At 61.8% G+C, this 25106-nt stretch carries 19 protein-coding genes, 1 tRNA gene and 2 rRNA genes; 8 read left to right on the forward strand and 14 right to left on the reverse strand.

The features are described 5' to 3' along the window. Window positions 1–20: 20 nt before the first annotated feature. Both G4923_RS11215 and G4923_RS11220 read right to left on the reverse strand, forming a co-directional pair. On the reverse strand, window positions 21–503 hold the full coding sequence (locus G4923_RS11215; RefSeq protein ID WP_163137082.1) for a hypothetical protein: 483 nt from the start codon (window positions 501–503) through the stop codon (window positions 21–23). Continuing rightward, window positions 487–2406 carry a hypothetical protein gene (locus tag G4923_RS11220; RefSeq protein WP_163137083.1) on the reverse strand — a complete coding sequence of 640 codons (1920 nt, stop codon included), beginning with the start codon at window positions 2404–2406 and terminating at the stop codon, window positions 487–489. The genes G4923_RS11215 and G4923_RS11220 overlap by 17 nt, the downstream gene beginning before the upstream one ends. 590 nt (window positions 2407–2996) lie before the next feature. On the opposite strand from G4923_RS11220, the gene G4923_RS11225 reads away from it, so the two are divergent. The 4 genes from G4923_RS11225 to G4923_RS11240 all read left to right on the forward strand — a co-directional run bounded on the left by G4923_RS11225 (window position 2997) and on the right by G4923_RS11240 (window position 7744). Beyond that, window positions 2997–3995: a BMP family lipoprotein gene (locus G4923_RS11225; RefSeq protein ID WP_163137084.1), complete on the forward strand. Its 999-nt coding sequence runs from the start codon at window positions 2997–2999 to the stop codon at window positions 3993–3995. A 97-nt stretch (window positions 3996–4092) separates the two neighbouring features. Continuing rightward, entirely contained in the window at window positions 4093–5658 is a 1566-nt protein-coding gene (locus tag G4923_RS11230) for an ABC transporter ATP-binding protein (RefSeq protein ID WP_163137085.1), read from the forward strand. Further along, window positions 5658–6776 (forward strand): ABC transporter permease, encoded by a 1119-nt coding sequence (locus G4923_RS11235; RefSeq protein ID WP_163137086.1) that lies wholly within the window; start codon window positions 5658–5660, stop codon window positions 6774–6776. Before G4923_RS11230 ends, G4923_RS11235 begins: the two co-directional genes overlap by 1 nt. 2 nt (window positions 6777–6778) lie before the next feature. Next, the gene (locus tag G4923_RS11240) at window positions 6779–7744 is read left to right on the forward strand and encodes an ABC transporter permease (protein ID WP_025325295.1); all 966 of its coding nucleotides are present in this window, start codon (window positions 6779–6781) and stop codon (window positions 7742–7744) included. A 58-nt stretch (window positions 7745–7802) separates the two neighbouring features. Here the strand turns inward: G4923_RS11240 and G4923_RS11245 are convergent, their stop codons facing one another. Next, window positions 7803–8708, reverse strand: a complete 906-nt coding sequence (locus G4923_RS11245) for a LysR substrate-binding domain-containing protein (RefSeq protein WP_025325293.1) — start codon at window positions 8706–8708, stop codon at window positions 7803–7805. A gap of 119 nt (window positions 8709–8827) precedes the next feature. Between G4923_RS11245 and G4923_RS11250 the strand changes: the two genes are divergently transcribed. The 3 genes from G4923_RS11250 to G4923_RS11260 all read left to right on the forward strand — a co-directional run bounded on the left by G4923_RS11250 (window position 8828) and on the right by G4923_RS11260 (window position 11448). Beyond that, window positions 8828–9955 carry an S-(hydroxymethyl)glutathione dehydrogenase/class III alcohol dehydrogenase gene (locus G4923_RS11250; protein ID WP_025325292.1) on the forward strand — a complete coding sequence of 376 codons (1128 nt, stop codon included), beginning with the start codon at window positions 8828–8830 and terminating at the stop codon, window positions 9953–9955. A 52-nt stretch (window positions 9956–10007) separates the two neighbouring features. After that, window positions 10008–10862 (forward strand): S-formylglutathione hydrolase, encoded by an 855-nt coding sequence (gene fghA, locus G4923_RS11255; protein WP_163137087.1) that lies wholly within the window; start codon window positions 10008–10010, stop codon window positions 10860–10862. Window positions 10863–10941: 79 nt separating this feature from the next. Then, the gene (locus tag G4923_RS11260; protein WP_163137088.1) at window positions 10942–11448 is read left to right on the forward strand and encodes a DinB family protein; all 507 of its coding nucleotides are present in this window, start codon (window positions 10942–10944) and stop codon (window positions 11446–11448) included. Window positions 11449–11524: 76 nt separating this feature from the next. Here G4923_RS11260 and G4923_RS11265 read toward each other — a convergent pair whose 3' ends face one another. Continuing rightward, on the reverse strand, window positions 11525–12247 hold the full coding sequence (locus tag G4923_RS11265; protein ID WP_163137089.1) for a head GIN domain-containing protein: 723 nt from the start codon (window positions 12245–12247) through the stop codon (window positions 11525–11527). Between the two features lie 334 nt (window positions 12248–12581). Between G4923_RS11265 and ovoA the strand changes: the two genes are divergently transcribed. Further along, a complete protein-coding gene (gene ovoA / locus G4923_RS11270) occupies window positions 12582–14732 on the forward strand; it encodes a 5-histidylcysteine sulfoxide synthase (protein WP_163137090.1) in 2151 nt (716 codons plus the stop codon). A gap of 57 nt (window positions 14733–14789) precedes the next feature. On the opposite strand, the gene G4923_RS11275 is transcribed toward ovoA, so the two are convergent. The 10 genes from G4923_RS11275 to rrf (G4923_RS11320) all read right to left on the reverse strand — a co-directional run bounded on the left by G4923_RS11275 (window position 14790) and on the right by rrf (G4923_RS11320) (window position 25047). Next, complete coding sequence (locus tag G4923_RS11275) at window positions 14790–15761, reverse strand: bile acid:sodium symporter (protein WP_163137091.1); 972 nt, start codon at window positions 15759–15761, stop codon at window positions 14790–14792. A 269-nt stretch (window positions 15762–16030) separates the two neighbouring features. Next, window positions 16031–17473 carry an amino acid permease gene (locus G4923_RS11280; protein WP_163137092.1) on the reverse strand — a complete coding sequence of 481 codons (1443 nt, stop codon included), beginning with the start codon at window positions 17471–17473 and terminating at the stop codon, window positions 16031–16033. A gap of 167 nt (window positions 17474–17640) precedes the next feature. Then, complete coding sequence (locus G4923_RS11285) at window positions 17641–17979, reverse strand: tRNA-binding protein (protein WP_162520097.1); 339 nt, start codon at window positions 17977–17979, stop codon at window positions 17641–17643. A 95-nt stretch (window positions 17980–18074) separates the two neighbouring features. Further along, window positions 18075–19520 carry an amino acid permease gene (locus G4923_RS11290; RefSeq protein ID WP_163137093.1) on the reverse strand — a complete coding sequence of 482 codons (1446 nt, stop codon included), beginning with the start codon at window positions 19518–19520 and terminating at the stop codon, window positions 18075–18077. A gap of 103 nt (window positions 19521–19623) precedes the next feature. Further along, a complete protein-coding gene (locus G4923_RS11295) occupies window positions 19624–20079 on the reverse strand; it encodes a beta-galactosidase subunit beta (RefSeq protein WP_163137094.1) in 456 nt (151 codons plus the stop codon). Next, window positions 20076–23162: a beta-galactosidase subunit alpha gene (gene ebgA / locus G4923_RS11300; protein ID WP_163137095.1), complete on the reverse strand. Its 3087-nt coding sequence runs from the start codon at window positions 23160–23162 to the stop codon at window positions 20076–20078. Before ebgA ends, G4923_RS11295 begins: the two co-directional genes overlap by 4 nt. A 330-nt stretch (window positions 23163–23492) precedes the next feature. Then, on the reverse strand, window positions 23493–24458 hold the full coding sequence (gene ebgR, locus G4923_RS11305; RefSeq protein ID WP_111913241.1) for a transcriptional regulator EbgR: 966 nt from the start codon (window positions 24456–24458) through the stop codon (window positions 23493–23495). 155 nt (window positions 24459–24613) lie between these two features. Then, window positions 24614–24728 (reverse strand): 5S ribosomal RNA (rrf, locus tag G4923_RS11310). A gap of 22 nt (window positions 24729–24750) precedes the next feature. After that, a tRNA-Thr gene (locus tag G4923_RS11315) sits at window positions 24751–24826 on the reverse strand. Window positions 24827–24932: 106 nt separating this feature from the next. Continuing rightward, a 5S ribosomal RNA gene (gene rrf / locus G4923_RS11320) occupies window positions 24933–25047 on the reverse strand. Window positions 25048–25106: the final 59 nt, after the last annotated feature.

The raw sequence follows: 25106 nt of genomic DNA on the forward strand, positions 1-25106 counted from the left end.
CCAGAGACCAACCGGCAGGATCAACGAAGGGGGCGGTGATAGTTCCGATATTGGCCCAACACATCACCGGAAAAGCTGAGCAGCATGGCGCGTGGTGCATCCAACACCTGATGGACAGGGTCAAAACGAAGGGAGGCTGCGTGCAAACGGCCTTCAGGCAAGGTCACTTCCGTGCCGCCCATCATGAGCTGGCCATCCTGATAATACCCATGCTGGAAGTGCACTATGGCGGCGTCCACCATCAAGGTGCCTTGTTTGAGCTGCAGTGACTCACGTTGCATTTCTCGCAACGCAAAGAGACTGGACAATGACGGACGCCCGCTGGGCATCCGCTGCAAGTATTCGCGGGTAATCAATTGATATTGCAACTGACCCTGACTATCGAAGACACGCTCCCGATAATCTTTGTAGCGTGCCAACATGCCGGCAGCTTGCGCCGCCGGCATCAGCAAAAAGAGCGCTCCCAACAGGAGCGCTTTGCATTGTTTACAGCTGATCGGCACAGCTGACCTTGTTGTCATCCAGATCGGTACAGGAGACGAAGACCTTGTCAAAGGTCGAACCGGCCAGCGGCGTCATCTGGGTTGACCAGTCATAGCTCACACCCTTGGCATAGATGGTGGTGTGGCTGTCTTGAGCTTCCCGCATCCAGCCTATGTACTTCAGTGCGCCGCGATCGCTCTGGGCAAGTGCCTTGAACTCGTCGCTCGAGATGAGACACATGGGCTCTCCCATTGCCTTGGACAGTTCGGCATCCCGCTCGCCCACAGAGCCGTCGCAGGCGCCCGCCACCTTGATGGTCACATCACTGCGATCCAGCATCTCATCGAAGAACGGCAGCACATTGAGGTTGTACTTCACCCCTACGTTCTGAGGCTCCCAACCCATGCCAGTGTTGACGTACTTGGTCTCGGTATTTTCCCACTGGATAGTGGTCACCTTTCCCGAGAAATGGTCGGCCAGCTGCTTCAGGGTAGCGGTATTGGCCTCGATCTCCTCCTGGGTCAGCGAATCATCCAGCTTGCTCTGATCGATGGTCAGTGCGATGGCCACTGCACCGTTCAACTGCGCCTTGGCCTTGCCCAAACGCGCCTTGGCATCGTCGGTCAGACGGAAGAAGTCGGCGTGATTCACCAGGTTGTCCGGCTCGATATCCAGCTGACTGAACTGGGTCTTGAAGGTGCTGGCGCTCTCTTCATAAGTGGTGCTGGGCTGCATGCCCCAGGACTCCTTGATGTGCATGCGCAGCAAGGTCACCTCTTCTTCCTGGGTGGCATAGGCATTGTCCGGACCGTACTGGTAGGAGGCGGCAATATTGAGTGCCGATGCCATCGCCATCGCCGAGGCCCGCAGGGCCTTGGCACCGTCGAAGTTGAGGGTGACAGACTCGTCATCACCATAGGTAGCGCTGTAATCCGGATCCTGGATGTCAGCCAGGGTAGCCGCGACTTTTTCCATGCTGTCGGCATAGGCACCCATCAGCTGGGCCACGTCACGGGTGTAACCCTTGCCACCTTTGAGCGCCACGGCAGCGGTGCCGGGGGTGTGGATGATGACATCGATCACCTTGGCCAGGCTGGTACTGTAACCGCTGCCAATGGCAGAAGATGTGAAGCCCAGGCGCTCGGCAACCACGGGGTTGTTGGTCACCTCGAGCATGGCCAGCATGGCCAGCACTATCTGGCGATCTACCTTGCCACTGTCTGTGGTTTCAGCCTGCAGCGTGCCTTTGTAATCCTTGAGCTTGCTCTCGACATCCAGATTCTTCAGGTCGGTCAGCCCCTGCAGATCGGAGAGTACCTTGTCGACCGCGACAGAGCGGCCATTGACCCCTGCCAGGGTGGCGGAGAGGTGGTCTTTCGCGGCGGCCAGGGAGACGACGTCCTTGGTCAGACCCGCAGTCTTCAACGCTTCGACCAGTGAGGTGTTGAAGGCGTCGTCGCTACCCAGTTCGATGATCCCCAGCTGCGCGACCTGTGCCTTGTCGAGGGTGATGCCATTTTCTGGATTGCTGTCGCTGTCGAGTGTCTGCAGCAAGGCGGCAATGCGGATCGCTCTCTCCTTGTCGTCACCGGCCAGAGTATATGGCGTCACCAGCGAGTTGCCAGCCTTGAGGGTCACGGACCCCAGACGCTGGTTACCCAGTGCGAAGGAGCAGCTGTCACCATCATCAAACAGGAATTCACCCTTGGCGTTGGTCACACCAACGTAGTCGTCACACTGATAGTCGAGGCCACCCACGACCGAATCCAGGAAGACGGCTGTGTGCTGGGGCTTGCTGCCCGTATCGGTGCCACCGCCGTTATTGCCACCACCACTGTTGCCACCCCCATTATCGTCACCACCGCCCCCGCAAGCGGTCAACATGACACCGGACAGCACGCAAGCCACAGCCATACTCAGCACGTTTTTTTTCATTTTTATCACCCGAACAAATGTAAAAAATACGCCCCCATCCTGGGGGCGCAATCAATTCGGGCACACCCTAGCGTACTCATATGAAAAACACCAATGCATTTCCATATGAGTGTGGTCATTGTCACTAACGACAACCGCGATCGGGGGGCGGCACCAACCTGGCGGGCAACTGTGGGGGCATTTGCATCAATAAATCAGCAGCAACGTCATGGAGCTGGATTAATAACGCCCCACTCACCGCTGCAGACCATCCGGTGACAGGAGCGGCATCCTCCCCCATGATTTGGTGCCGATAGAAACCACTTTTTTCATCGTCAGAGGAAAACGCTTGCGCATAACCACATGAATACAAACACAAATGTCGTTTGGCGCCTATTAATCGCAGCATTTAACTCTGCAAACAAACCTAAAAACAAACACTTATAAAGCAATTTGCTTATATTTCAAACCGTTAACGCAAACGTTTTTCCTCTATGATCCCCTTGACCCACAGGCTGGCTCACTTACAGTTAGCCAGCGTGCTTTATGACCTGCCAAGACAGGTTGTGGACCCTCACATAACAATCAAGGATACGATCGTGACTAAAGTGCTCAAGCTGGCCACCGTGGCCGCCCTCACCCTCGCTGCCCTTTCTGCCCAGGCAGCCTCCGAGCCCGCCGTCATCTATGACACCGCTGGCAAATTCGACAAGTCCTTCAACGAAGCCGTGTTCCGCAACGGCGTCGAAGTCTACAACAAGGACAAAGGCGTCAAGGTCAAGGAGTTCGAGCCCCAGAACGAAGCCCAGCGCGAGCAGGGCCTGCGTCGTCTGGCCAGCCGTGGCAACGGCCCCATAGTCGCCGTCGGCTTCAACATGGGTTCTGCGGTAGAGAAGGTTGCCACCGAGTTCCCGAACACCCAGTTCACCATCATCGACATGGTGGTCGACAAGCCGAACGTCCAGTCCCTCATCTTCAAGGAGCATGAAGGTTCCTTCCTGGTGGGTGCCCTGGCGGCCATCGCCTCCAAGACCGGCAAGGTCGGCTTCGTGGGCGGCATGGACATCCCGCTGATACGCAAGTTCCAGTGCGGCTATGAGCAGGGCGCCAAGTACATCAATCCGAAGATCGACGTCTATCAAAACATGACCGGCTCCACCCCGGCCGCCTTCGCCGACCCGGCCAAGGGTGCCGAACTGGCCAAGTCCCAATTCGCCAAGGGCGCCGACGTTGTCTATGCCGCCGCCGGCGGTACCGGCATAGGTGTCTACCAGGCTGCCAAGGACGAAGGCAAGCTGGCCATCGGCGTGGATTCCAACCAGAACCACCTGCAACCGGGCACCATGCTGACCTCCATGGTCAAGTCGGTCGGTCTGGCCGCGTACAAGAGCTGGGATGATGCCGCCAAGGGCAGCTGGAAGCCGGGTATCCAGTCCCTGGGTCTGGCCGAAGGCGGTGTTGACTGGGCGCTGGACGACAACAACGCCAAGCTGATCACCCCGGAGATGAAAGCCAAGGTCGAAAGCATCAAGGCCGACATCATCGCCGGCAAGATCAAGGTGCACGACTACATGAGCGACAACTCCTGCAAGTACTGATACTGCAAGTACTGAGTCTCTGCTACGACTCTCAACCCAGACCGGCCCGCACGGGCCGGTTTTTAGTCTCTACTTCATGACCCGCAAGGACTGCATCATGGACCAGACAGATCGCTATGCCATCGAATTAAGAGGTATCGATAAGCGCTTTGGCGAAGTGTACGCCAACAAGCAGATCGACCTTCAGGTTCAAAAAGGCAGCATTCACGGCATAGTCGGCGAAAATGGCGCCGGCAAGTCGACCCTGATGAGCATCATCTACGGCTTCTATCACGCCGACAAAGGCGAGATGCTCATCGACGGCAACCCTTTCAAACCCCATGGCTCACAAGATGCGATTGCCGCAGGCGTGGGCATGGTGCACCAGCACTTTATGCTGGTGAACAACTTCACCGTGCTGGAGAACGTCATCCTCGGCGCGGAAAACGGCTGGCACCTGGGCAAGAGCCTGGCGGCGGCCGAGAAACTGCTCGGCGAGCTGGCCCGGGACTATGGTCTCGAGGTGCCGCTGCACGAGAAGATCGAGGATCTGCCGGTGGGCCTGCAACAGCGGGTCGAGATCCTCAAGGCGCTCTATCGCGGTGCCCGCATCCTGATCCTCGACGAACCGACCGGGGTGCTGACCCCGCAAGAGGCGGATCACCTGTTCGAGGTGCTGAAAAAGCTGCGGGATCAGGGCGCGACCATCATCCTCATCACCCACAAGCTGCGGGAGATCCTGGCCATCACGGATCAGGTCTCCATCATGCGCCGGGGCGAGATGGTGGCTCATGTCGCCACCAAGGACACCGACAAGGAGCAGCTCGCCGAGCTGATGGTGGGCCGCAAGGTACGCCTCAAGGTCGACAAGGGCACAGCCCAGCCGGGCGAGGCCAAGCTCAGGGTCGATAGCCTCTCTTACGTCGATGACGCCGGGGTGGAGCGGGTCAAGTCCGTCAGCTTCGCGGTACGGGCCGGGGAAGTGGTCGGCATCGCCGGGGTCTCGGGCAACGGTCAGTCCGAGCTGCTCAGCCTGCTCGGCGGCATCCTTCAGCCCAGCAAGGGCAGCTTCACCATCATCGGAGAGGCCCAGAGCCACGAGGTGAGCCTGACCCATCCGGCCGATCCGGAGCGGGTGCGCAACTTCGGCCTCGGCCACATCCCCGAAGACAGGCACAAGATGGGGCTCATCAATCGCTTCGAGGCGAAAGAGGCCTTCATCCTCGGTTATCACCGCCGCCCGCAATACAACAAGGGCTGGCTGCAGGACAAGGAGGCGATCCGTCAGGATTGCCAGGCCAAGATGGAGAAGTGGGACGTGCGCCCGCCGAGCCCGGAACACAAGACCGCCAACTTCTCCGGCGGCAACCAGCAGAAGCTGGTGATCGCCCGGGAAGTGGAGCAGGACCCGGATGTGCTGCTGGTCGGTCAGCCGACCCGGGGCGTCGACATCGGCGCCATCGAGTACATCCACCAGCAGATCATCGCCATGCGCGACAAGGGCAAGGCGGTGCTGCTGGTGTCGGTGGAGCTCGACGAGATCATGAGCCTGTCCGACCGCATCCTGGTCATCGCCGATGGCCGCATCGTCGGCGAGCTGGACGGTGCCAAGGCGGATGAGCGCACCATAGGTCTTATGATGGCTAACATAGTGCCTGACGAGATTGCCAAGGAGGCCCACTGATGAGCCAAGTACGTATTCCTGCCTGGATCTCCGTGGGCGTGCTGCCCGCGGTCAACATACTGCTGGCCTTCCTGGTGTCGGCCATCTTGTTCTATTACCTCGACATCAACCCGGTCGATGCGGCCGAGATCATGTGGTACGGCGCCTTCGGCACCGGCGAGGGGATAGGCTTCACCCTCTACTACGCCACCGGCTTCATCTTCACCGGTCTGGCGGTGGCGGTGGCCTTCCACGCCGGGCTGTTCAACATAGGCGGTGAGGGCCAGGCCTATATCGGCGGCCTGGGCGTCGGGCTGGTCTGTCTGCTGCTGGGGGACGTGCTGCCGTTTGCCCTGCTGCTGCCGCTCGCCATCATAGCCGGTGGCCTGTTCGGTGCGGCCTGGGCCTTCATCCCGGCCTGGCTGCAAGCCAAGCGGGGCAGCCACATCGTCATCACCACCATAATGTTCAACTTCATCGCCGCCTCCCTGATGGCCTACCTGCTGGTGGACGTCTTCAAGCCGCCAGGATCCATGGCCACGGAGAGCAAGGTGTTCGCCGTGGCGAGCTGGCTGCCGAAGATGAGCGAACTGGCGGCCGGTTTCGGCATGGAGATGCCGAACAGCCCCCTCAACATCAGTTTCGTCTGGGCGCTGATCTGTGCGGCCCTGGTGTGGGTCTTCATCTGGCATACCCGCTGGGGCTACGAGATCCGCTCGGTGGGGGCCAGTCAGAGCGCCTCCGCCTATGCCGGCATCTCCTACCCCAAGGTGGTGATCCTGGCCATGGTGATCTCCGGCATGCTGGCGGGCTTCTTCGCCCTCAACGTGCTGCAGGGTGAGCTGCACCAGATCAAGCTCAACTTCGTGGAAGGCTTCGGCTTCACCGGCATAGCGGTGGCCCTGATGGGTCGCAACCACCCGGTCGGCGTCATCATCGCCAGCCTGCTGTTCGGCTTCCTCTATCAGGGTGGCGCCGAGCTCAGCTTCGAGTTCGGGGTGGATCGCAACATAGTGGTGGTGCTGCAGGGTCTGGTGATCCTGTTCTGCGGCGCCCTTGAACACATGCTGCGCCCGCGCATCGAGCAGGCCTACCTGGCGTTTGCCAACCGCTCAACCGCACAAGTGAAGGGAGTCTGATCATGTTCGAAATGCTGATCCTGATGCTGGACGCCACCATTCGTACAGCGCCACCGCTTATTCTGGCGGCCATGGCCGGGATGTTTTGCGAACGCTCCGGGGTGGTCAACATAGCCCTGGAGGGCAAGCTGCTGGCGGCGGCCTTCGCCAGTGCGGCCGCGGCCGCCGTCTCCGGCTCCGCCTGGATTGGGCTGGGTGCCGGGGTGGGGGTTTCCATCCTGTTCGCCCTGCTGCACGGCTTCGCCACCATCACCCACCGCGGTGATCAGGTGGTGAGCGGCATGGCCATCAACATACTGGCGGCCGGTCTGACCGTCACCCTGGGCCGTTACTGGTTCGATCAGGGCGGCCAGACCCCGGCGCTCTCCGGCGATGCCCGCTTCGCCCCCATCGACCTGCCCTTCGCCAAGGAGCTCTATGACGTGCCCGTCATCGGCCAGCTCTACAGCGAGCTCCTGAGCGGTCACTCCCTGTTGGAGTACGTGGCCTTCGCCGCCGTGCCCCTGGCCTGGTGGGTGCTGTTCCGCACCCGCTTCGGCCTGCGGCTGCGGGCGGTGGGCGAGGCCCCGGCGGCGGTGGATACCGCAGGTATTTCCGTGGTGCGGATGCGCTACACGGCGCTCATCATAGGCGGTCTGCTGGCCGGGATCGGGGGCACCTATCTGGCGGTGGCCCAGACCGCCCAGTTCATTCCCAACATGAGCGCGGGCAAGGGCTTCATGGCGCTGGCGGCGCTGGTGTTCGGCAAGTGGCGTCCCTGGAATGCCATGGCGGCCTGTCTGCTGTTCGGCTTCCTCGACGCCGTCGCCATTCGGTTGCAGGGGGTCAGCATCGGCGACTTCCCGATCCCGGTGCAGGCGATAGAGGCGCTGCCCTACATCTTGACGGTCTTCCTGCTGGCCGGTTTCATCGGCAAGGCGGTGGCGCCCAAGGCGCTCGGCACCCCCTACGTCAAGGAACGGGAATAGCACTCCCGCCCAAACAAGAAGGCCCGCACCAGCGGGCCTTCTCTTTTTCGGGGCGGGCTCAGCCGATGGGGCGCACCAGCGCCGGCTGGGCGGGATCGCTGAGCCGCTCGGCGAGATAGTCCACCAGCAGCCGCACCTTGGGGGAGAGATGTCGGTTGTGGGGATAGAGGGCCCAGATCCCCTCCTGCGGCGCCCGCAGCTCCGGCAGCAGTTCGATAAGCTCCCCCCGGGCCAGGTGCTCGCTCACGTAGTAGTCCGGCAACTGGATGATGCCTATCCCCTTGAGCGCCGCGTCCAGCAGGGCGTGGCCACTGTTGCAATGGAGCAGGCCGCGTACCCGCACGCTGTGGGGTTTACCGTCCAGAGTGAAGTGCCACTCGTCGCCATTGCCCACCAGGCAGTGATGGCGGGCCAGCTCGGAGAGGCTGTTGGGCATGCCGTGGCGGGCGGTATAGGCGGGGGAGGCGCACACATAGGGCACCCGCTGTGCCAGCTTGCGGGCCACCAGGGTCGAGTCCTTGAGGTGGCCGAGGCGGATCGCCAGATCGAACCCCTCGTGCACCAGATCCAGCAACTGGTTGGTGAGGTTGAGGGTCACCTCCAGCTGGGGGAAGCGCACCATGAAGTCGTTCACCAGGGGGGCTATGCGGCTCTCGCCGTAGGAGACGGGGGCCGTGATGCGCAGGGTGCCCTGCGGCACCGCCTGATGGCGCCCCAGTGCCAGCTCCGCCTCGTAGAGGTTGTCCAGCAACTGGCGGCAGTGGCGAAAGTAGATCTCGCCGAGCTCGGTGAGCCGCACCTGGCGGGTGGTGCGCAGCAGCAGCTTGGCCTGCAGCCTGTCTTCCAGCTGCGCCACCTGGCGGCTCACCTGGGCCACCGAGACCCCCAGCTTGCGCGCCGCCGGGGTAAAGCCCCCCTGCTCCGCCACGCTGACAAATTCACAGACCCCTTCCCAGCCGAACATTATTACCTATGTGTAAAAGTGATTTGATACTTAGCCTTATTATCACCAAATCGGCGGGAAACTACACTGAATGTCCGAACCCATTTCCGTTCACCCACACAACCACGAGGACATCATTCATGGCACAGGTTCAAAGCATCAAGTGCAAGGCCGCCATCGCCTGGGGCCCGGGCCAGCCCCTCTCCATCGAAGAGGTGGAGGTCATGCCACCTCAAGCGGGCGAGGTGCGGGTGCGGATCGTCGCCACCGGCGTCTGCCACACAGATGCCTTCACCCTGTCCGGCGAAGATCCGGAAGGTGTCTTCCCCTGCATCCTGGGCCATGAGGGGGGCGGCATCGTCGAGTCCGTCGGCGAGGGCGTCACCAGCGTCAAGGTCGGTGATCACGTGATCCCGCTCTACACCCCGGAATGCGGCGAGTGCAAGTTCTGCAAGTCCGGCAAGACCAACCTGTGCCAGAAGATCCGCGCCACCCAGGGCAAGGGTCTGATGCCGGACGGCACCACCCGCTTCTCCAAGGACGGCCAGCCCATCTATCACTACATGGGCACCTCCACCTTCAGCGAATACACTGTGCTGCCCGAGATCTCCATCGCCAAGGTGGACCCGGCCGCCCCGCTGGAAGAGGTCTGCCTGCTCGGCTGCGGCGTCACCACCGGCATAGGCGCCGTGATGAACACCGCCAAGGTCAAAGAGGGTGAGAGCGTCGCCATCTTCGGGCTGGGGGGCATAGGCCTCTCCGCGGTGATCGGTGCCCGCCTGGCCAAGGCCGGCCGCATCATCGCCATCGACATCAACGAGAGCAAGTTCGAGCTGGCCCGCAAGCTCGGCGCCACCGACTGCATCAACCCGAACGATTACGACAAGCCCATCCAGGAGGTGATCGTCGAGATGACCGATGGCGGCGTCGACTTCTCCTTCGAGTGCATCGGCAACGTCAAGGTGATGCGCGCGGCGCTCGAATGCTGCCACAAGGGCTGGGGCGAGTCTGTCATCATAGGGGTGGCCGGTGCCGGTCAGGAGATCAGCACCCGTCCCTTCCAGCTGGTCACCGGCCGGGTCTGGCGCGGCAGCGCCTTCGGCGGGGTGCGCGGTCGCAGCGAACTGCCGAGCTATGTGCAGCGCTACATGCAGGGGGAGTTCCGGCTGGACGACTTCATCACCCACACCATGCCGCTGGAGCAGATCAACGAGGCCTTCGATCTGATGCACGAAGGCAAGAGCATCCGCACCGTCATCCACTACTGATCCCATCACAGCCCCGCCCATCGATGAATGGGCGGGGCAGAGGAGTCCTTCGATGAATCTGGACATTATCAGCAGCAACAAAAGCTTCGGTGGCTGGCACAAGCAGTATCGCCACAGCTCCACAGTGCAGGGCTGCGAGATGCGCTTCGCCATCTATCTGCCGCCCCAGGCCCTCACCGGCCAGAAGGTGCCCGTGCTCTACTGGCTCTCAGGCCTCACCTGCACCGACGAGAACTTCATGCAGAAGGCGGGGGCCCAGCGCATCGCCGCCGAGCTCGGCATCGCCCTGGTGGCGCCGGACACCAGCCCGCGCGGCGAGGGGGTACCGGACGATCCCGGTTACGATCTCGGCATGGGGGCCGGCTTCTATGTCAACGCCACCCAGCACCCCTGGCGGGATCACTACCAGATGTATGACTACGTCACCCGGGAATTGCCCGAGCTCATCGAGACCCACTTCCCGGTCTCCACCAGGCGCGCCATCAGCGGCCACTCCATGGGGGGCCACGGGGCCCTGATCGCAGCGTTGCGCGAACCCGGCCGCTACCGCTCGGTGTCGGCCTTCAGCCCCATCAGCCACCCGAGCCGCGCCCCCTGGGGCCAGAAGGCCCTCGGCGCCTACCTCGGCAACAACCCCTTGCTGTGGCAGGAGTGGGACGCCTGCCAGCTGCTGCGTCACCACGACAGCCAGCCCCTGCCGACCCGGGTAGACGTGGGACTGGACGATCCCTTCCTGGCGGAGCAGCTCGGCATAGACGCCCTGGCCGAGATCGCGACCGCCAAGGAGTGGCCCCTGGCGCTCAACCGCCATGCCGGCTATGACCACAGCTACTACTTCGTGGCGAGCTTCATCGAGGAGCACCTGCGCTTTCACGCCAGCCACCTCGGCGAACCGGCCCAGGGCTGACCAGTGGCCAGACAGGCACCCCATGGTCGCCCGCCCCTCATCAGCGGGCGGCCATAAACAAGGGAACAGGGAGACAAGGATGACGATCTTCACCACGCTGCTGGCCATGCCGGACCAGTTCGAACGACTGCTGGCACAGGTGCCCGCCGACCAGCTGGACTGGGAACCCGCCAACTGGGCAGGGACCCCCGCCGAGCGCTTCAGCGCCCGGGGGCACCTCTGCCACCTGCTGGACATAGAGACCCAAGGCTATCAGCTGCGCTTTCGCCGCACCCTGGAAGAGAGCCTGCCGGCGCTCGCCTCCCTCGATGGCTATCAGCTGGCGCGAGACAACCAGTACCCGTTGCAGGATACCGCGGTGCAGCTGGACCGCTTTCGCACCGCCCGCCTGCAGACAGTGGACTGGCTCAAGGCGGTGCCCTCCAGTGCCTGGGCGCGGCGCGCCCGCTATGGCGACTATGGGGAGGTGACCCTGGACGGTCTGGTGCGCCTGCTCGTCAGCCACGACCACCAGCACCTCGCCGGCATGCAGTGGCTGTTGATGCGGCTCAATGCAGATCTGGAGCTCGCGCTGCCTATCGCGTGAGATAAAGCTGCGCGACCATGGATAACAAAACAGGCCCTGCATGGGCCTGTTATTTAGCTGTAATCGAGCCGGATACTTAGCTTCCTACCCGGGAGATGGCGCCAGACCCTGCGATCTCGCTCTCCAACCTGGGGTTGCCAAAGTAGCTCACCGAGCCGGAGCCGGCGATGCCGACCTTCAGCAACTCGCTGGCATTCACTGCTACGTCGCCACTGCCGGCGATATTGACCTCGACCTCCTCTCCTTTGAACTGCGCGCCCGACACGCCACCGGCACCGGCGATATTGAGCTCCACTTCCCTGGCCGAGCCCTCCCCCAGATCCAGGCTGCCCGCACCGGCAATATTGCCCTCCAGTCGATCCAGTGCCAGCTGGCTGGCGACTATATCCCCCAGGCCAGCCACCGACAGTACCAGCTCGTCTCCCGAAAAACCGCTCAGATCGCCGCGAGCCAGGCCCGCCAGCGCCAGTTCATGGAGTTCGGGCAGGGTGATGGTGATCTCGATGGGCTCGGGGGGCTCGAGCCGGTAACCCTCCTTCACCTCTATCTCCAGCTTGTCGCCCTTCTCGGTCAGCTCCAGGTAGGGCAGCAGGTTCCCCTGCCCCCGGATGTGGATGCCGCTCGCCGCCCCCGCCACCAGATGGATGTTGGCGGGCACCCCGGCCAGCACCCGGGTCACCTGCTGACCCAGGGGGTGGCGCTGCTCGATGACGGCGCCGTCACCGCTCACCTTGGTATAATCCAACTTGCTGCAACCACCGAGCCCCAGGGCCAGCATCACTCCCAGCATCCACTTCATTTCTCTCTCCTTGTTGATGGCCCTGTCCGGCCTGTCTGTACTCATCCGGGAATCAAGATGGCAATCCTCATGCCATAATCTCAACTGCATGATTTTTATGTTTTTTTATTATTTTAATTGCCAGAGCCATCAGGCTGTAACGCGCCATTCTGACTATATAGTGGTGAAATTGGCCATACCCAAATGGGAATTCACCTACCTGACGAGTAGCCGCCATGACAACAAGTACCGACAGTTTTTGGTTGCCGCCCCGGTCTGTTGAGCCAATAGTGATACCTTGTGCGTATAGAGCTCTCCACCTAAGCATTTGTCACTGCCAACAAGGAGTCAGAGCGTGACCCAAGTCAGCCATCCATTCGCCAGCCCAGAGGGCCTGCCAGCCCCGACCCGCACCCCGCTGCTCGGCGGCGACGATCCCGAGCACAAGCGCCGCGAGCTGCTCGACTACTTCTGTCAGACCTTCGATCTCTACGACAGCCTGTTTGACTGCCTGGCCGATGAGCGGGCCTGGTTCAACAAGGCGATCCCCCTGCGCCACCCCCTCATCTTCTACTACGGCCACACCGCCGCCTTCTTCGTCAACAAGCTGCTGGCGGCCAACCTCATCGACCGGCGCCTCGATCCCCGCATCGAGGCCATGGTGGCCATAGGGGTGGACGAGATGAGCTGGGACGATCTGGACGAGACCCACTACGACTGGCCCGCGGTGGCCGAACTGCGCGCCTACCGTGGCTGCGTGCGCGCCCTGGTGTGTGATTTTATCGAGCGTATGCCGATCGCACTGCCCATCGACTGGCAGAGCCCGGCCTGGGTCATCCTGATGGGGATAGAGCACGAGCGCATCCACCTGGAGACCTCCAGCGTGCTGATCCGCCAGCTGCCCCTGGCCTGGGTGCAGCCGCAACCCTATTGGCCCGCCTGCACCCAGGCCCGCCACAGGCGCGACCAGGTGCCCGCCAACAGCCTGCTGCCGGTGGCGGGAGGTCGGGTGCGCCTCGGCAAGCAGGACGCCACCTACGGCTGGGACAACGAATATGGCGAGCGCCATATCGAGCTGGCCCCCTTCCAGGCCAGCCGCATGCTGGTGAGCAATGCCGAGTACTTCCCCTTCGTGCAGGCGGGCGGCTATGAGACCCGGGCCTGGTGGGACGACGAGGGCTGGGGCTGGTGCCAGTATGCCAAGGCGCGCATGCCCAGCTTCTGGGTCGGCGACCCCAACGAGCCCGAGCAACTGCAACTACGGCTGATGACAGAGCAGGTCCCCCTGCCCTGGGATTGGCCCGCCGAGGTGAACCAGCTGGAGGCGGCCGCCTTCTGCCGCTGGAAGGCGGCCCAGACCGGCCTGCCCATACAGCTGCCGAGCGAGGGGGAGTGGATGCTGCTGCGCGAGCAGGTGCCCGGAGATCAGCCGGACTGGCTGGAAGCCCCCGGCAATATCAACCTGGCCCGCTTCGCCTCCTCCTGCCCGGTGGATGCCTGCCCCCAGGGCGACTTCTTCGATCTGGTGGGCAACGTCTGGCAGTGGACCAGCACCGCCATCGACGGCTTCGAGGGGTTCAAGGTGCACCCGCTCTACGATGACTTCTCCACCCCCACCTTCGATGGCAAGCACAGCCTCATCAAGGGCGGCAGCTGGATAAGCACAGGCAACGAGGCGCTCAAGTCGTCCCGCTACGCCTTCCGTCGCCACTTCTTCCAGCATGCGGGCTTCCGCTATCTGGTCTCACGCTATCAGGAAGCCATCACAGTGAATCCTTATGAAACCGACGCCCTGGTGGCGCAATACCTCGACTTCCAGTACGGCCCGACCCACTTCGGGGTGGCCAACTACGCCAGCACCCTGGCCAGCCTCGCCAGCGAGCTGTGCAGCCGCCATGAGCGGGCGCTGGACATCGGCTGCGCCACCGGCCGCGCCAGCTTCGAGCTGGCCCGCCACTTCCAGCACGTGGACGGGGTGGACTACTCGGCCCGCTTCATCGACGTGGCCCTCGCCCTCGCCAGCCAGGACAGCTTCCGCTATGCCCTGCCCCTGGAGGGGGATCTGGTGGAGTATTGCGAGGCGCGCCTCTCCAGCCATGATCTCGGCCGCGAGCAGGCCGAACGGGTTCACTTCAGCCAGGGGGATGCCTGCAACCTCAAGCCCAAGTACGAGCACTACGATCTGGTGCTCGCCTCCAACCTGATCGACCGGCTGCGGGAGCCCGCCCGCTTCCTGCGGGACATTGCTCCCAGACTGCGCAGCGGCGGCCTGCTGGTGCTCACCAGCCCCTACACCTGGCTGACCGACTACACCCCCAAGGTGAACTGGCTCGGCGGCATCCGGGAGAACGGCGAGGCCCTCTCCACCCATCAGGCGCTGCAACGGCTGCTGGCGGCGGAGTTCGAGGAGCTGTGCCCGCCGCGAGACGTGCCCTTCGTCATCCGCGAAACCGCCCGCAAGCACCAGCATACGGTGGCCCAGCTCACCGTCTGGCGCAAACGCTGAGGGGGCGGCAAACGAAAGAGGGAGGCCCATGGCCTCCCTCTCTTTTTGCCCAAAGGCTTATCCCTCCTGGACCTGGGGCAGGGGCTCCTGCTCGCGGTAGCGGCGAGCCAGCACGGCGCACACCATCAGCTGGATCTGGTGGAAGATCATCAGCGGCAGCACCATGACCCCGACGCTGGCGGCCGGGAACATGACGTTGGCCATGGGCACCCCATTGGCCAGGCTCTTCTTGGAGCCGCAGAAGACTATGGTGATCTCGTCCGCCTTGTTGAAGCCGAGGCGGCGGCTGATCCAGACGTTCCAAGCCAGCACCAGCGCCAGCAGCACGCAGCTCAGCAGCACTATGCTGGCGAGATCGTACCAACCTACTTGATGCCAGATCCCCTGCACCACGGCCTCGCTGAAGGCCACATAGACCACCAGCAGGATGGAGCTCTGATCCAGCTTGCCGATGAGGGGGCGATGGCTGTCGACCCAGCGGCCGATCAGCGGGCGCGACAGGTGGCCCACCACGAAGGGCAGCATCAGCTGCACCATGATGGCCTGAATGGAGTGCCAGGTGTCGACCCCCTCCCCCTGAACATTGATCATCAGCCCCACCAGCACAGGCGAGAGGAAGATGCCGAGGATGCTGGAGGCCGAGGCGCTGCACACAGCCGCCGACACATTGCCGCCGGCCATGGAGGTGAAGGCGATGGCCGACTGCACGGTCGCGGGCAGGGCGCACAGATAGAGGAAGCCGAGGTAGATGGCCGGGCTCAGCCACTGGGGCACCAGCGGGGTGAGCAAGAGCCCCAGCAGCGGGAACAGCAGGAAGGTGCTGGCCATCACCACCAGGTGGAGCCGCCAGTGGCCGAGGCCCGCCAGCAGGTTCTGGCGCGACAGCTTGGCGCCATGCATGAAGAAGAGCAGCGCCACCGCCAGCTTGGTCAGCAGCGCGAACCCGACGGCCACCTGGCCCTCGCAGGGGAAGAAGGAGGCCAGGGCCACCACCAGAATCAGCACAGAGGTAAAGGGATCCAGACGCACGGGGAGTCTCCAGGGAAAGCGCGTCCCGCACCGGATGGGGGACGACAGGGCACAGGAGGGCCATCCTCTGACGGCGACCCTCGATACGAAACCCCAGCTTACCCCGAACACAGGGAGGCGCAAAGTTGAGCGACGGCCCAAGCATTCAGTGAAATTAAACGAGTTGGTTTTTAGCGCTTTAAAACTAAACACCCAGGGCGGCCAGGGCAGGCCGGAGAGACAAAAAAACGGGTGGCCAGAGGCCACCCGCGCTGCACCACAGCCGGCATTCAGATCTGCCGGGCCAGGGTGTCGTCCCCCACCTTGCCCCCGGCGGCCAGCTTGCGGGCCTGACGCTTCTCGAAGCGGGAGATCCACCAGTAGGCCAGCGCCGAGAAGACGGCCGTCATGAAGACGTTGATGAAGAAGGCGCGCACCAGATCCACCCCGGCCGGGAAGGCGGAGGCACTCATGCTCACCACGAAGATGGCGATCAGCACAGAGACCACGCTCATGCCGAAGGTGCGCGATCCCATGCGGAACTCGCGGGGGGTGTCGTCGTGTTTCCAGCGGAAGACGAAGTAGGCCACCATGATGAAGATGGGCGGCAGCATGGCGGTACCGGCGGTGAGGTTGATGGCGGTGTTCATCATCTGCTGCACCGACTCGGAGCCGAAGCCGTTGACCACCAGCATCACGAACACGAACACAAACTGCCACCAGGCGGCGCGCACCGGCACCCCGTGCTCGTTGAGCTGGGTGGTCTTGTCGCCATAGACGCCCTGGGGGATCTCGGAGAAGTGGATCTTCACCGGCGCCGAGGTCCACATCATCATGGAGCCGAACATGGCGATGAAGAGCACCACCCCGACCGCGCGGCCGACCAGGGTCTCGGAGAGCCCGAAGTACTGCGCCATGCCGGTGAAGATCTCCACCATGCCGCCGGCGTAGGTGAGGCTTTCCCGCGGCACGAAGACGTTCACCAAGAGGGAACCGACCGCATACATGGCGCCTATGACCACACCGGCGATGATGATCACCTTGATGAAGGACTTCTGGCCGCCTTTCACGTCATTGAGGTAGGCCGCCGCCGTCTCGGCACCGCCCGCCGCCTGGAAGATCCAGCACATGATGCCGAGCGTCGCCCAGTTGACGGTCGGGGTCATGGCTTCCAGGGTGATGGGCTGGGCCGCCACATGGTCGCCGCCGAGGGCCATCAGGGCACCCAACACATAGATGGCGAACAGGGCGAAGACGCCGTAGGCCACCAGTTCGGCAATCTTGCCGAGCCAGCTAGCCCCCTTGGTGGAGATATGGGTCGCCGCCGCGAACAGCGCTATGGAGATGATCGAGGTAACGGTCGGCGAGAAGCTGTACTCATACCCCAGCATGGCGTAGGAGGCGTAGGCGATGACGTTCGGCAGCAGGGAGACGAACCAGAACAGGTTCACAAACCAGTAGAGGAAGGAACCCAGATAGGCCATACGGGTACCGAGGGGTTTCTTGAGCCAGTCGTACATCCCCGACTCGGAGTCTTTATTGGCCGAGACGAACTCGGCGATGATGAAGACGAAGGGGATGAAGTAGACCAGGGTGGCCAGCAGGAAGATGGGGGCCGAGCTGAGCCCCAGCTCTATGTTGTTGTTGACGATATTGCGCACGTTGAACACGGCGGCAAAGGTCATCGACAACAGGGCAAACTTGCCTATGGTGCCGCGTACTGAATCAGACATATGTCCTCCAATGGACTCGCGCTCCCTGCGGGTAACGCTGTGACTCTGAATGTGTTCGGCAAGGGTCTGTCGGCCCCGCCATTTACTCTCTTGTTATGATCGGGCCGCCAGGGCGGCCTCGTTGGCAAACCGGCGCCGCCCTGCGGCACCGGCACTCAATCGTTGGTTCAGACGATGGGGGTGCCCGGCGCCATCGGCACCCTGGGCTGCAACAGCACGCTCTGGCTCTCGTCCGGGGTCTCGGCGCAGAGCAACATGCACTCGGATCGCTCGCCGCGCATCCTGGTGGGTTTCAAGTTGGTCAGCACCACCACCTCGCTGCCCAGCAGCTCCTCTTCGCTGTAATGGGGCACCAGGCTGGTGACAGTCTGCAGCGGCCGCTCGCCCCCCACGTCGATCTGGACGATATAGAGTTTGTCGGCCCCGGGGTGGCGCACCACCTCCAGCACCTTGCCCACCTTCATCTCGACCCGTTTGAATTCGGCAAACTCGATCGTCTCGCTCATTCCATGCTCCTTCTGTTCTGTGGTTCAACCTGTCGCGGGTGGCTGCCGCCACCCGCTTTCACTCTCTTGGCCACTCGGGCCCCATGCGTTGGGGATCAGGAGGGCTGGATGACGGCCTGCGCCGCCGGCAGGGCCTCTTTCACCCGGGCCTCCTCGCTCAGGGAGGCTTCATATCTGTTGTATTTCCACCAGGCGAAGCCGAGGAAGATCACGATGCCGCCCACGTTGTAGAAGACGATGGTCACTATGTCGGCGCCGGTCGGGAAGGTGGAGGCGAGGAAGCCCACCGAGAAGATGGCGATCAGCACAGAGACCACGGCGATGCCTGTGGTGCGCGAGCCCATCTTGAAATCACGCGGCAGGTGATCCAGCTTCAGGCGCAGGTTGAGGTAGGCCAGCATGATGAACAGCGGCGGCAGCATGGAAGCGGCGGCGGTCATGTTGATGACGGTGTTCATCAGATCCTGCGCGGTGTTGGAGCCCAGGGTCGGGATCACCATCAGCGGCAGCACGATGAGGTACTGGATCCAGGCTGCACGGGCAGGCACGCCGTTCTCGTTCAGCTCGACCGTCTTCTTGCCGAAGATGCCGGCCGGGATTTCGGAGAAGAAGATTTTCACCGGAGTCGCCGTCCACATCAGCAGGGAGCCGAACATGGCGGTGAAGGAGACCAGCCCGACGAAGCGGTTCATCAGGATCTCCGGCAAACCGAAGTAGGCCGCCAGCCCTTCAAACACCTGCACCGAGCCGCCGGTATATTTCAAGGTGCCGCTCGGCACGAACACGTTGATCAGCAGGGAGGCGATGGAGTAGAGCACGCCGATAAAGATCCCGGCGATGATGATCACCTTCACGAAAGACTTGGAGCCCCCTTTCACGTCATTGACGTAGACCGCTACCGACTCGGCGCCACCGGCGGCCATGAAGATCCAGGTGGTGATGCCGAGGAAAGCCCAGCTGAAATCGGGGATCATCGCCTCTACCGTGATGGGGTCGGCCGGTTGTACGCCGCCCACCAGTGCCGTACCCGCCAGCAGGATGTAGGAGAGGGTCAGCAGCAGCATCAGGGACGAGGTCACCGAAGTGATAGGACCGAGCAGCTTGGCGCCATTGGTGGAGACATAGGTAGCAAAGGCAAACAGCACCATGCTCAACGCCGTGGTCGCCACCGGGGTAAGAATGTACTCGTAGCCAAGGAAGGCATAGGAGGCGTAGGCGATGACCCGCGGCAGCAGCGAGGTGAAGAAGAACAGGTTCACAAACCAGTAGGTGTAGGCGGAGATAAAGGCCCAGCGCCCGCCGAGGGAGCTCTTCACCCAGGCATAAACGCCCGCTTCGGAGTTCTTATTCAGTGACACAAATTCCGCGATGATCAGGCAGAACGGAATGAAGTAAAAAATGGTGGCCAGAAAGAACATCGGAGCCGAGGCCAGGCCGATCTCGATGTTGTTGTTGATGACGTTGTTGAAGCTGAATACCGCCGCGAAAGTGAGCGACAGCAGACCAAACTTGCCTATCGTATTCCGTTTGGAATCGGACATGGTGCATCTCCAGACCTGTAGTTATCTCAGCGAAAGGACGGGGCATGGGTTGTAGGGTGAGCCCCGCCCTTCCGGCTTTTATCAGTGCAGAACCAGCGGCTTGTTATTTGTTCTTGAAGTAGCCGCCTTCGACAGTGACCTTGATGATCAGCTTGCGCACCGGGCTGTCGCCTGTGAACCGGTAAGCCTCGTCGTTCTCGAAGATCACCACCTGACCCTTGCCGACTTTCAGGCGCTCACGCACCTCACCGGCCAGCCACTCGCGGTCTGTGGTGTCGTCATAGGCCTGCTCGACCCGCAGCTCGCTCTTGGCAGCCCACTCCACCGTCTCCGCTCCTTCCAGGTAGTAGTGAACGTCGAAGTAGCGGCGCTGCCCCTCGAACAGTGAGGTGGCCGGGCTGGCCCCCTCCTGCAAGCGGTAGGTGAGGGAATCACCGATGGAGTGGCAGATACCGGGCTTGAGGTTGGCCAGATTGTTGATGGCCTCCACGCAGCGGCCCCACTTCTTGCCCTCCCGGTAGATGTTTTTGAACAGGGTCAGGTTGTCCAGGGTGATCATGCGAGGTTCCTCCCGCCGTTGATGGTGAGATCGAGTCCGGCCAGCGCAGCCGGATTGAGGTTGCCACGGGCGATGGGCAGCAGGGTCAGACCGAAGCTGAACGGCTCGAAGCGCACCCGCCAGGAGTCCAGCACCTCGGATCCCCAGGAGTTGGAGCCGAGCCCCAGCACCTTGTGATCCAGATTGAGGGTGAGATAACCGCAGGGCTCCAGCTCGTTGATGTGCTGCGCCGCGTGGATATGCTCCCAGCTGTAGGGCCAGACGCTCAGGTTGATGGGGGCATCGGGCCGCACGTAGAGACCGGCGCCGTGGCGGTTGGTCAGGGTCGCCCAGCGCACCTGCTGGCGGTTGCCGTTGTCCTGCGGGAAGGGGTAGTGCTCCCACATCTCGCCCACCGTGCTGTTGAAGCTGTCAATCCAGTTGCTCTGGCGGCTGTCCTGATAGTTCTCGCCCGGACCCATGCCAAGGTAGTGCACCCGGTCGAGATCCTGACGAATACCCAGCTCGAAGCCGATCTTGGGAATGATGTCGTCATAGCCGCCGTAGGGCTGACCGGACAGCGCAACGTGCAACTGACCGTTCGGGCTCAGGGTGTAGACGTAGCGGCAGCGCATGCCGAAGTCGAACACCGGCGGCGCGATCAGGCTCTCGACCGTCACCTCGACCGCGTCACCCAGCTGACGCCAGCTCAGGGTGCGGAAGTGCTCCTGCATGATCTGCAGGTGGTTCGGGTGCCACAGGCTCTCGTACTCCTGCTTGTGGTTGTCGATCATCGGCTTGAAGAAGGTGAGGCGCGGCGAGCGCTCAATCAGCTCGATACCATCCTGCTGCCAGCTCACCAGCTTGCCGTCGAGGCGTGAGAAACGCAGGGCGAAGCCGCTGCCGCTCAAGGTCAGCGCGAGGCGCTCGTCGGCAATCTGCAACGCAGTGGCGTTGGGATTGGCAAAGGGCTGCAGCTGGCGAGTCGACTCTTTCAGCTGGACCTGGTACTGGCCCAGCTCGTGCTCCGCCGCGCTGTAACGGGTCGCACTGACCTTGATAACCCGCAGCTGGACGAAGGTTTCCCGCCCATCGAGGGATGGCAGTTCGAGCTGCAGCTCTGTGGTGGCTCCGGGGGAAACCCCTTCCAGCCGGATTTGCTGGCTCGCCAGCAGTTCGCCCTCGGCCTTCACTTCGACCAGCAGGCGGATATCGTCGAGAGTGGAGAACCAGTAGCGGTTTTCCACCGCCAGCTTGCCGCTCGCCAGATCCAGCGCCCGCACCTTGACCGGGCAGATCACCTGCTTGTATTCGCGCAGGCCAGGCCCCGGTGTCTGATCCGGATAGATGAGGCCATCCATGCAGAAGTTGTAGTTGTTGGGGTAGTCGCCATAGTCGCCGCCGTACTTGTAGACCGGGCGGCCCTGCTCGTCCTGATCCAGAATGCCGTGATCGCACCACTCCCAGATGTAGTGACCCTGAATGTGGGGATGGCGGTCGAACACCTGCTGGTATTCGCTAAGACCACCCGGGCCGTTGCCCATGGCGTGGGCGTATTCGCAGATAATGCGCGGCTTCTCCATCGGGAACTCGCCGAAGCAGTTCATCTGGGAGACGCGCGAATACATGGTGCTGACCACATCCACCACCTCGGCATCGCGATCCTCTTCGTAGTGCACCAGCCGGGTCGGGTCGAGTGCCTTGCAACGCTGGTACATGGCTCTGATGTTGCAGCCGTAACCAGACTCGTTGCCGAGCGACCAGATAATGATGGAGGGGTGGTTCTTCTGGGCATGCACGTGGCGCTCGATGCGATCCACGAACACCGGCTCCCAGAAGGGGTCGTCGGTGATACGGCTGAGATCGCCGACGTTGGCAAAGCCGTGAGTCTCCACGTCGGTCTCCGCCATCACGAACAGACCGTACTGGTCGCACAACTCGTAGAAGCGCGGGTCGTTCGGATAGTGGGCGGTACGTACCGAGTTGAGGTTGTGCTGCTTCATCAGCACGATATCGCGTTCAACACGGTCCATGCCGACCGCGCGACTCTTGAGGTGGTCGTTGTCGTGACGGTTCACACCGTGCAGCTTGAGGTAGTGGCCGTTGACGTAGAAGAGGCCATCCTTGACCTTGATGTCACGCATCCCGACCCGCTGCGGGATCACTTCCAGCAGCTCCCCCTGACCGTTGTAGAGGGAGAGTTGCAGCTGATAGAGGTAAGGATCTTCGGCGCTCCAGAGATGGGGATTGGCCAGATCCAGCGTGAAGCGGCAGTCACACTTGCCGTCGATGGCGAGATGGTCGAGTGTGCCACTGGCGATCTCACGGCCCTGATCCAGCAGCGACCAGACCAGACGGTGATCACGGACAGGCGCCCCCAGATTCTCCAGCTGGATATCGCAGCTCAGGGTGGCGCTCTGACCGGCAATCTGATTGTCATCGGCCAGCGCGGTGCGGATGAAGAAATCCTGCACATGGGCGGCCGGTTTGCCCACCAGATAGACGTCGCGGAAGATCCCCGCCATCCACCACATGTCCTGATCTTCGATGTAAGTGGAGTCCGCCCACTGCATCACCCGCACCGACAGCAGGTTCTCGCCAACCTTGGCGTAGGCGCTGATGTCGAACTCGGCGGTGAGGCGGCTGCCCTTGCTGAAGCCGACGTAGTGGCCATTCACATAGACCTCGAAATAGGTCTCCACCCCGTCAAACTTGATGATCACCTGCTCGCCATCCCAGGCTGGGCTCAGCGTGAAGCTGCGCTGATAGGCGCCGGTGGGGTTGTTGGTCGGCACGAAGGGCACGTCGATGGGGAAGGGAAAACCCTCGTCGGTGTACTGCAGATTGCCGTGCCCTTCCATCTGCCACATGTTTGGCACTGTGATCTGGCCCCAGCCGCTCATGGGGCTGTGATAGAAGTCCTCCGGCACCAGCAACGGATGCTCGTAGTAGTGGAACTGCCACTGACCGCTAAGGCTCAGAAAACGGCGGCTCAGCTCGCGCTGCATGGTGGCTGCCAGCCCGTGGTCGGCATAAGAGAAGAAGTAGGCGCGCGGAGCCAGCCTGTTTTCACCAACGAATTGGACGTTTTCCCAGTTATTCACATGTCCTCCCGGAACAAGACAACTTTGACTGGGTAAACTCTAGATAAACATTTACTAAATATCAGGTAATGATCGGTAAAGTTTTAACCCCATCACACAAGATGGCTGGATTTGTGAGCGAGATCAGAAGCAGAAGATAAAGGGAGAGAGAGCTGCCTGGATGGCATGAATGTTGATTAAGCGGGAATGAGTGAAACAATTACCTATATATAACAATGTTATATGGAATAACGGGGACAGGGTGAAGCACGGGAAGGTAACACAGGAAGGTAAAGAGAGGGGCGCGCCACCTGGAGTGGCGCGACTACAGAACATATTTTTTTACTAAAATTATCGCGTGGTACCACGCAGGGTCAGGCGGCTGGGAACCAGCACCCGCAGCGGCACTTCCCGCTCATCCCGCAGCCGTTCGACCAGCAGATTGACTCCCTGGGAGCCCATCAATTCGGAGTGGATCCGCACCGTGGAGAGCGGCGGGAAGGTGAACTTGGCGGTAGGGATGTCGTTGACGCTGATGAGCTCGATCTGCTGGGGAATGGCCAATCCCTTCTCGTGGATGGCTCTCAGCACGCCAATGGCGATGGAGTCTGAGGCGACGAACAGCGCCTTGGGCCAGTCCCCCGCCAGCATCTCTTTCGCCAGTCGGTAGCCGGAGGCGCTGGAGAAGTCACCGCGATAGAGGTCGTGCTCCTGTACCACTCCCAGTCGCTGGCCATAGTCGAGGAAGGCCAGCTCCCGCAGATCCGGCGCCTCATCCTGACCCCCTATATAGCCGATGCGGCCATGCCCCTGGGCGATGAAGAAGTCCACCACCTGCTGGCTGATGAGCGCCAAATCCACGTCCACGGAGTCAAATTCCCCCTGGGAGCGGCAATCCACGAACACCAGCTGGGCAGAGAGAGAATGGAGCGCAGCCAGCCGCTCCTCGGGCAGATGGCCGATAACCAGAATGCCGTCGACGGCGGAGAGCTCACGCCCCTCGGCGCCGTTGTAGAAATGGGTCAGCTCTATGTTGAAGCGGGCGCACTGGGTCTCGATGCCGTAGCGAATGGCGAGATAGTAGGGGTCGTTGACCTCGGTGCTCTGCGGGTAGGCATAGACCGCCAGAAAGTGCAGCTTGCTCTTGTGCACCCCTTTGCGGGCGCTGCTGGTCTTGTACTCCAGCCGCTCGGCAATCTCGAAGATCTTCTGTCTGGTCTCTTCCTTGACGCTCAGCGTCGGATCTTCATTGAGCACCCGCGACACAGTGGCCTGGGACACCCCCGCCTCCTGTGCAATTTCCTTCAACGTGGCCATGCATACTCCTCTGGCGATGACTCCCGACAATACCTGACCAAGAGTAACGGGCAAGCCGCTGACAGCCCAGCATTTTTACTAAAAGAAGCCAGCCTGGATCGAAAAAATCCCAAAGCAAAAAGGCCTCCCGAATGGGAGGCCTCTTCTAAATAGGTGCCTGACAGTGTCCTACTCTCGCATGGCGAATGCCACACTACCATCGGCGCTACCGCGTTTCACTTCTGAGTTCGGCATGGGATCAGGTGGTTCCACGGCGCTATTGCCGTCAGGCAAAAGCTTTACAACTTAAATCTGGTGCTGATACCCAGAGTCGAACTGGGGACCTCATCCTTACCAAGGATGCGCTCTACCAACTGAGCCATATCAGCACACTAACCGGTAAAGACCGCACTGTGTGCGCTATCTAAATCTTCTGTCCAACACAACCTGACGTTGTGTCGCGACCAACCACATCGCTGTGATTGCTTAATTGAAGCCTGGCAGTGTCCTACTCTCGCATGGCGAATGCCACACTACCATCGGCGCTACCGCGTTTCACTTCTGAGTTCGGCATGGGATCAGGTGGTTCCACGGCGCTATGGCCGCCAGGCAAAAAACTTCATCCGGAAAGCTGACGTGAATAACGATGTTGCTCGTGGCTTGTCGTTA

It is taken from the genome of Aeromonas rivipollensis, from assembly GCF_010974825.1.
Lineage (GTDB): Bacteria > Pseudomonadota > Gammaproteobacteria > Enterobacterales > Aeromonadaceae > Aeromonas > Aeromonas rivipollensis.

What these genes read in the sequence shown, in the direction of transcription:
- ebgR (WP_111913241.1), bottom strand. Translation starts at nt 24,458, where the DNA reads ATGGCCACGTTGAAGGAAATTGCACAGGAGGCGGGGGTGTCCCAGGCC.
- G4923_RS11230 (WP_163137085.1), top strand. Translation starts at nt 4,093, where the DNA reads ATGGACCAGACAGATCGCTATGCCATCGAATTAAGAGGTATCGATAAG.
- G4923_RS11295 (WP_163137094.1), bottom strand. Translation starts at nt 20,079, where the DNA reads ATGATCACCCTGGACAACCTGACCCTGTTCAAAAACATCTACCGGGAG.
- G4923_RS11285 (WP_162520097.1), bottom strand. Translation starts at nt 17,979, where the DNA reads ATGAGCGAGACGATCGAGTTTGCCGAATTCAAACGGGTCGAGATGAAG.
- G4923_RS11260 (WP_163137088.1), top strand. Translation starts at nt 10,942, where the DNA reads ATGACGATCTTCACCACGCTGCTGGCCATGCCGGACCAGTTCGAACGA.
- G4923_RS11265 (WP_163137089.1), bottom strand. Translation starts at nt 12,247, where the DNA reads ATGAAGTGGATGCTGGGAGTGATGCTGGCCCTGGGGCTCGGTGGTTGC.
- G4923_RS11245 (WP_025325293.1), bottom strand. Translation starts at nt 8,708, where the DNA reads ATGTTCGGCTGGGAAGGGGTCTGTGAATTTGTCAGCGTGGCGGAGCAG.
- G4923_RS11250 (WP_025325292.1), top strand. Translation starts at nt 8,828, where the DNA reads ATGGCACAGGTTCAAAGCATCAAGTGCAAGGCCGCCATCGCCTGGGGC.
- G4923_RS11235 (WP_163137086.1), top strand. Translation starts at nt 5,658, where the DNA reads ATGAGCCAAGTACGTATTCCTGCCTGGATCTCCGTGGGCGTGCTGCCC.
- G4923_RS11240 (WP_025325295.1), top strand. Translation starts at nt 6,779, where the DNA reads ATGTTCGAAATGCTGATCCTGATGCTGGACGCCACCATTCGTACAGCG.
- fghA (WP_163137087.1), top strand. Translation starts at nt 10,008, where the DNA reads ATGAATCTGGACATTATCAGCAGCAACAAAAGCTTCGGTGGCTGGCAC.
- G4923_RS11280 (WP_163137092.1), bottom strand. Translation starts at nt 17,473, where the DNA reads ATGTCTGATTCAGTACGCGGCACCATAGGCAAGTTTGCCCTGTTGTCG.
- G4923_RS11290 (WP_163137093.1), bottom strand. Translation starts at nt 19,520, where the DNA reads ATGTCCGATTCCAAACGGAATACGATAGGCAAGTTTGGTCTGCTGTCG.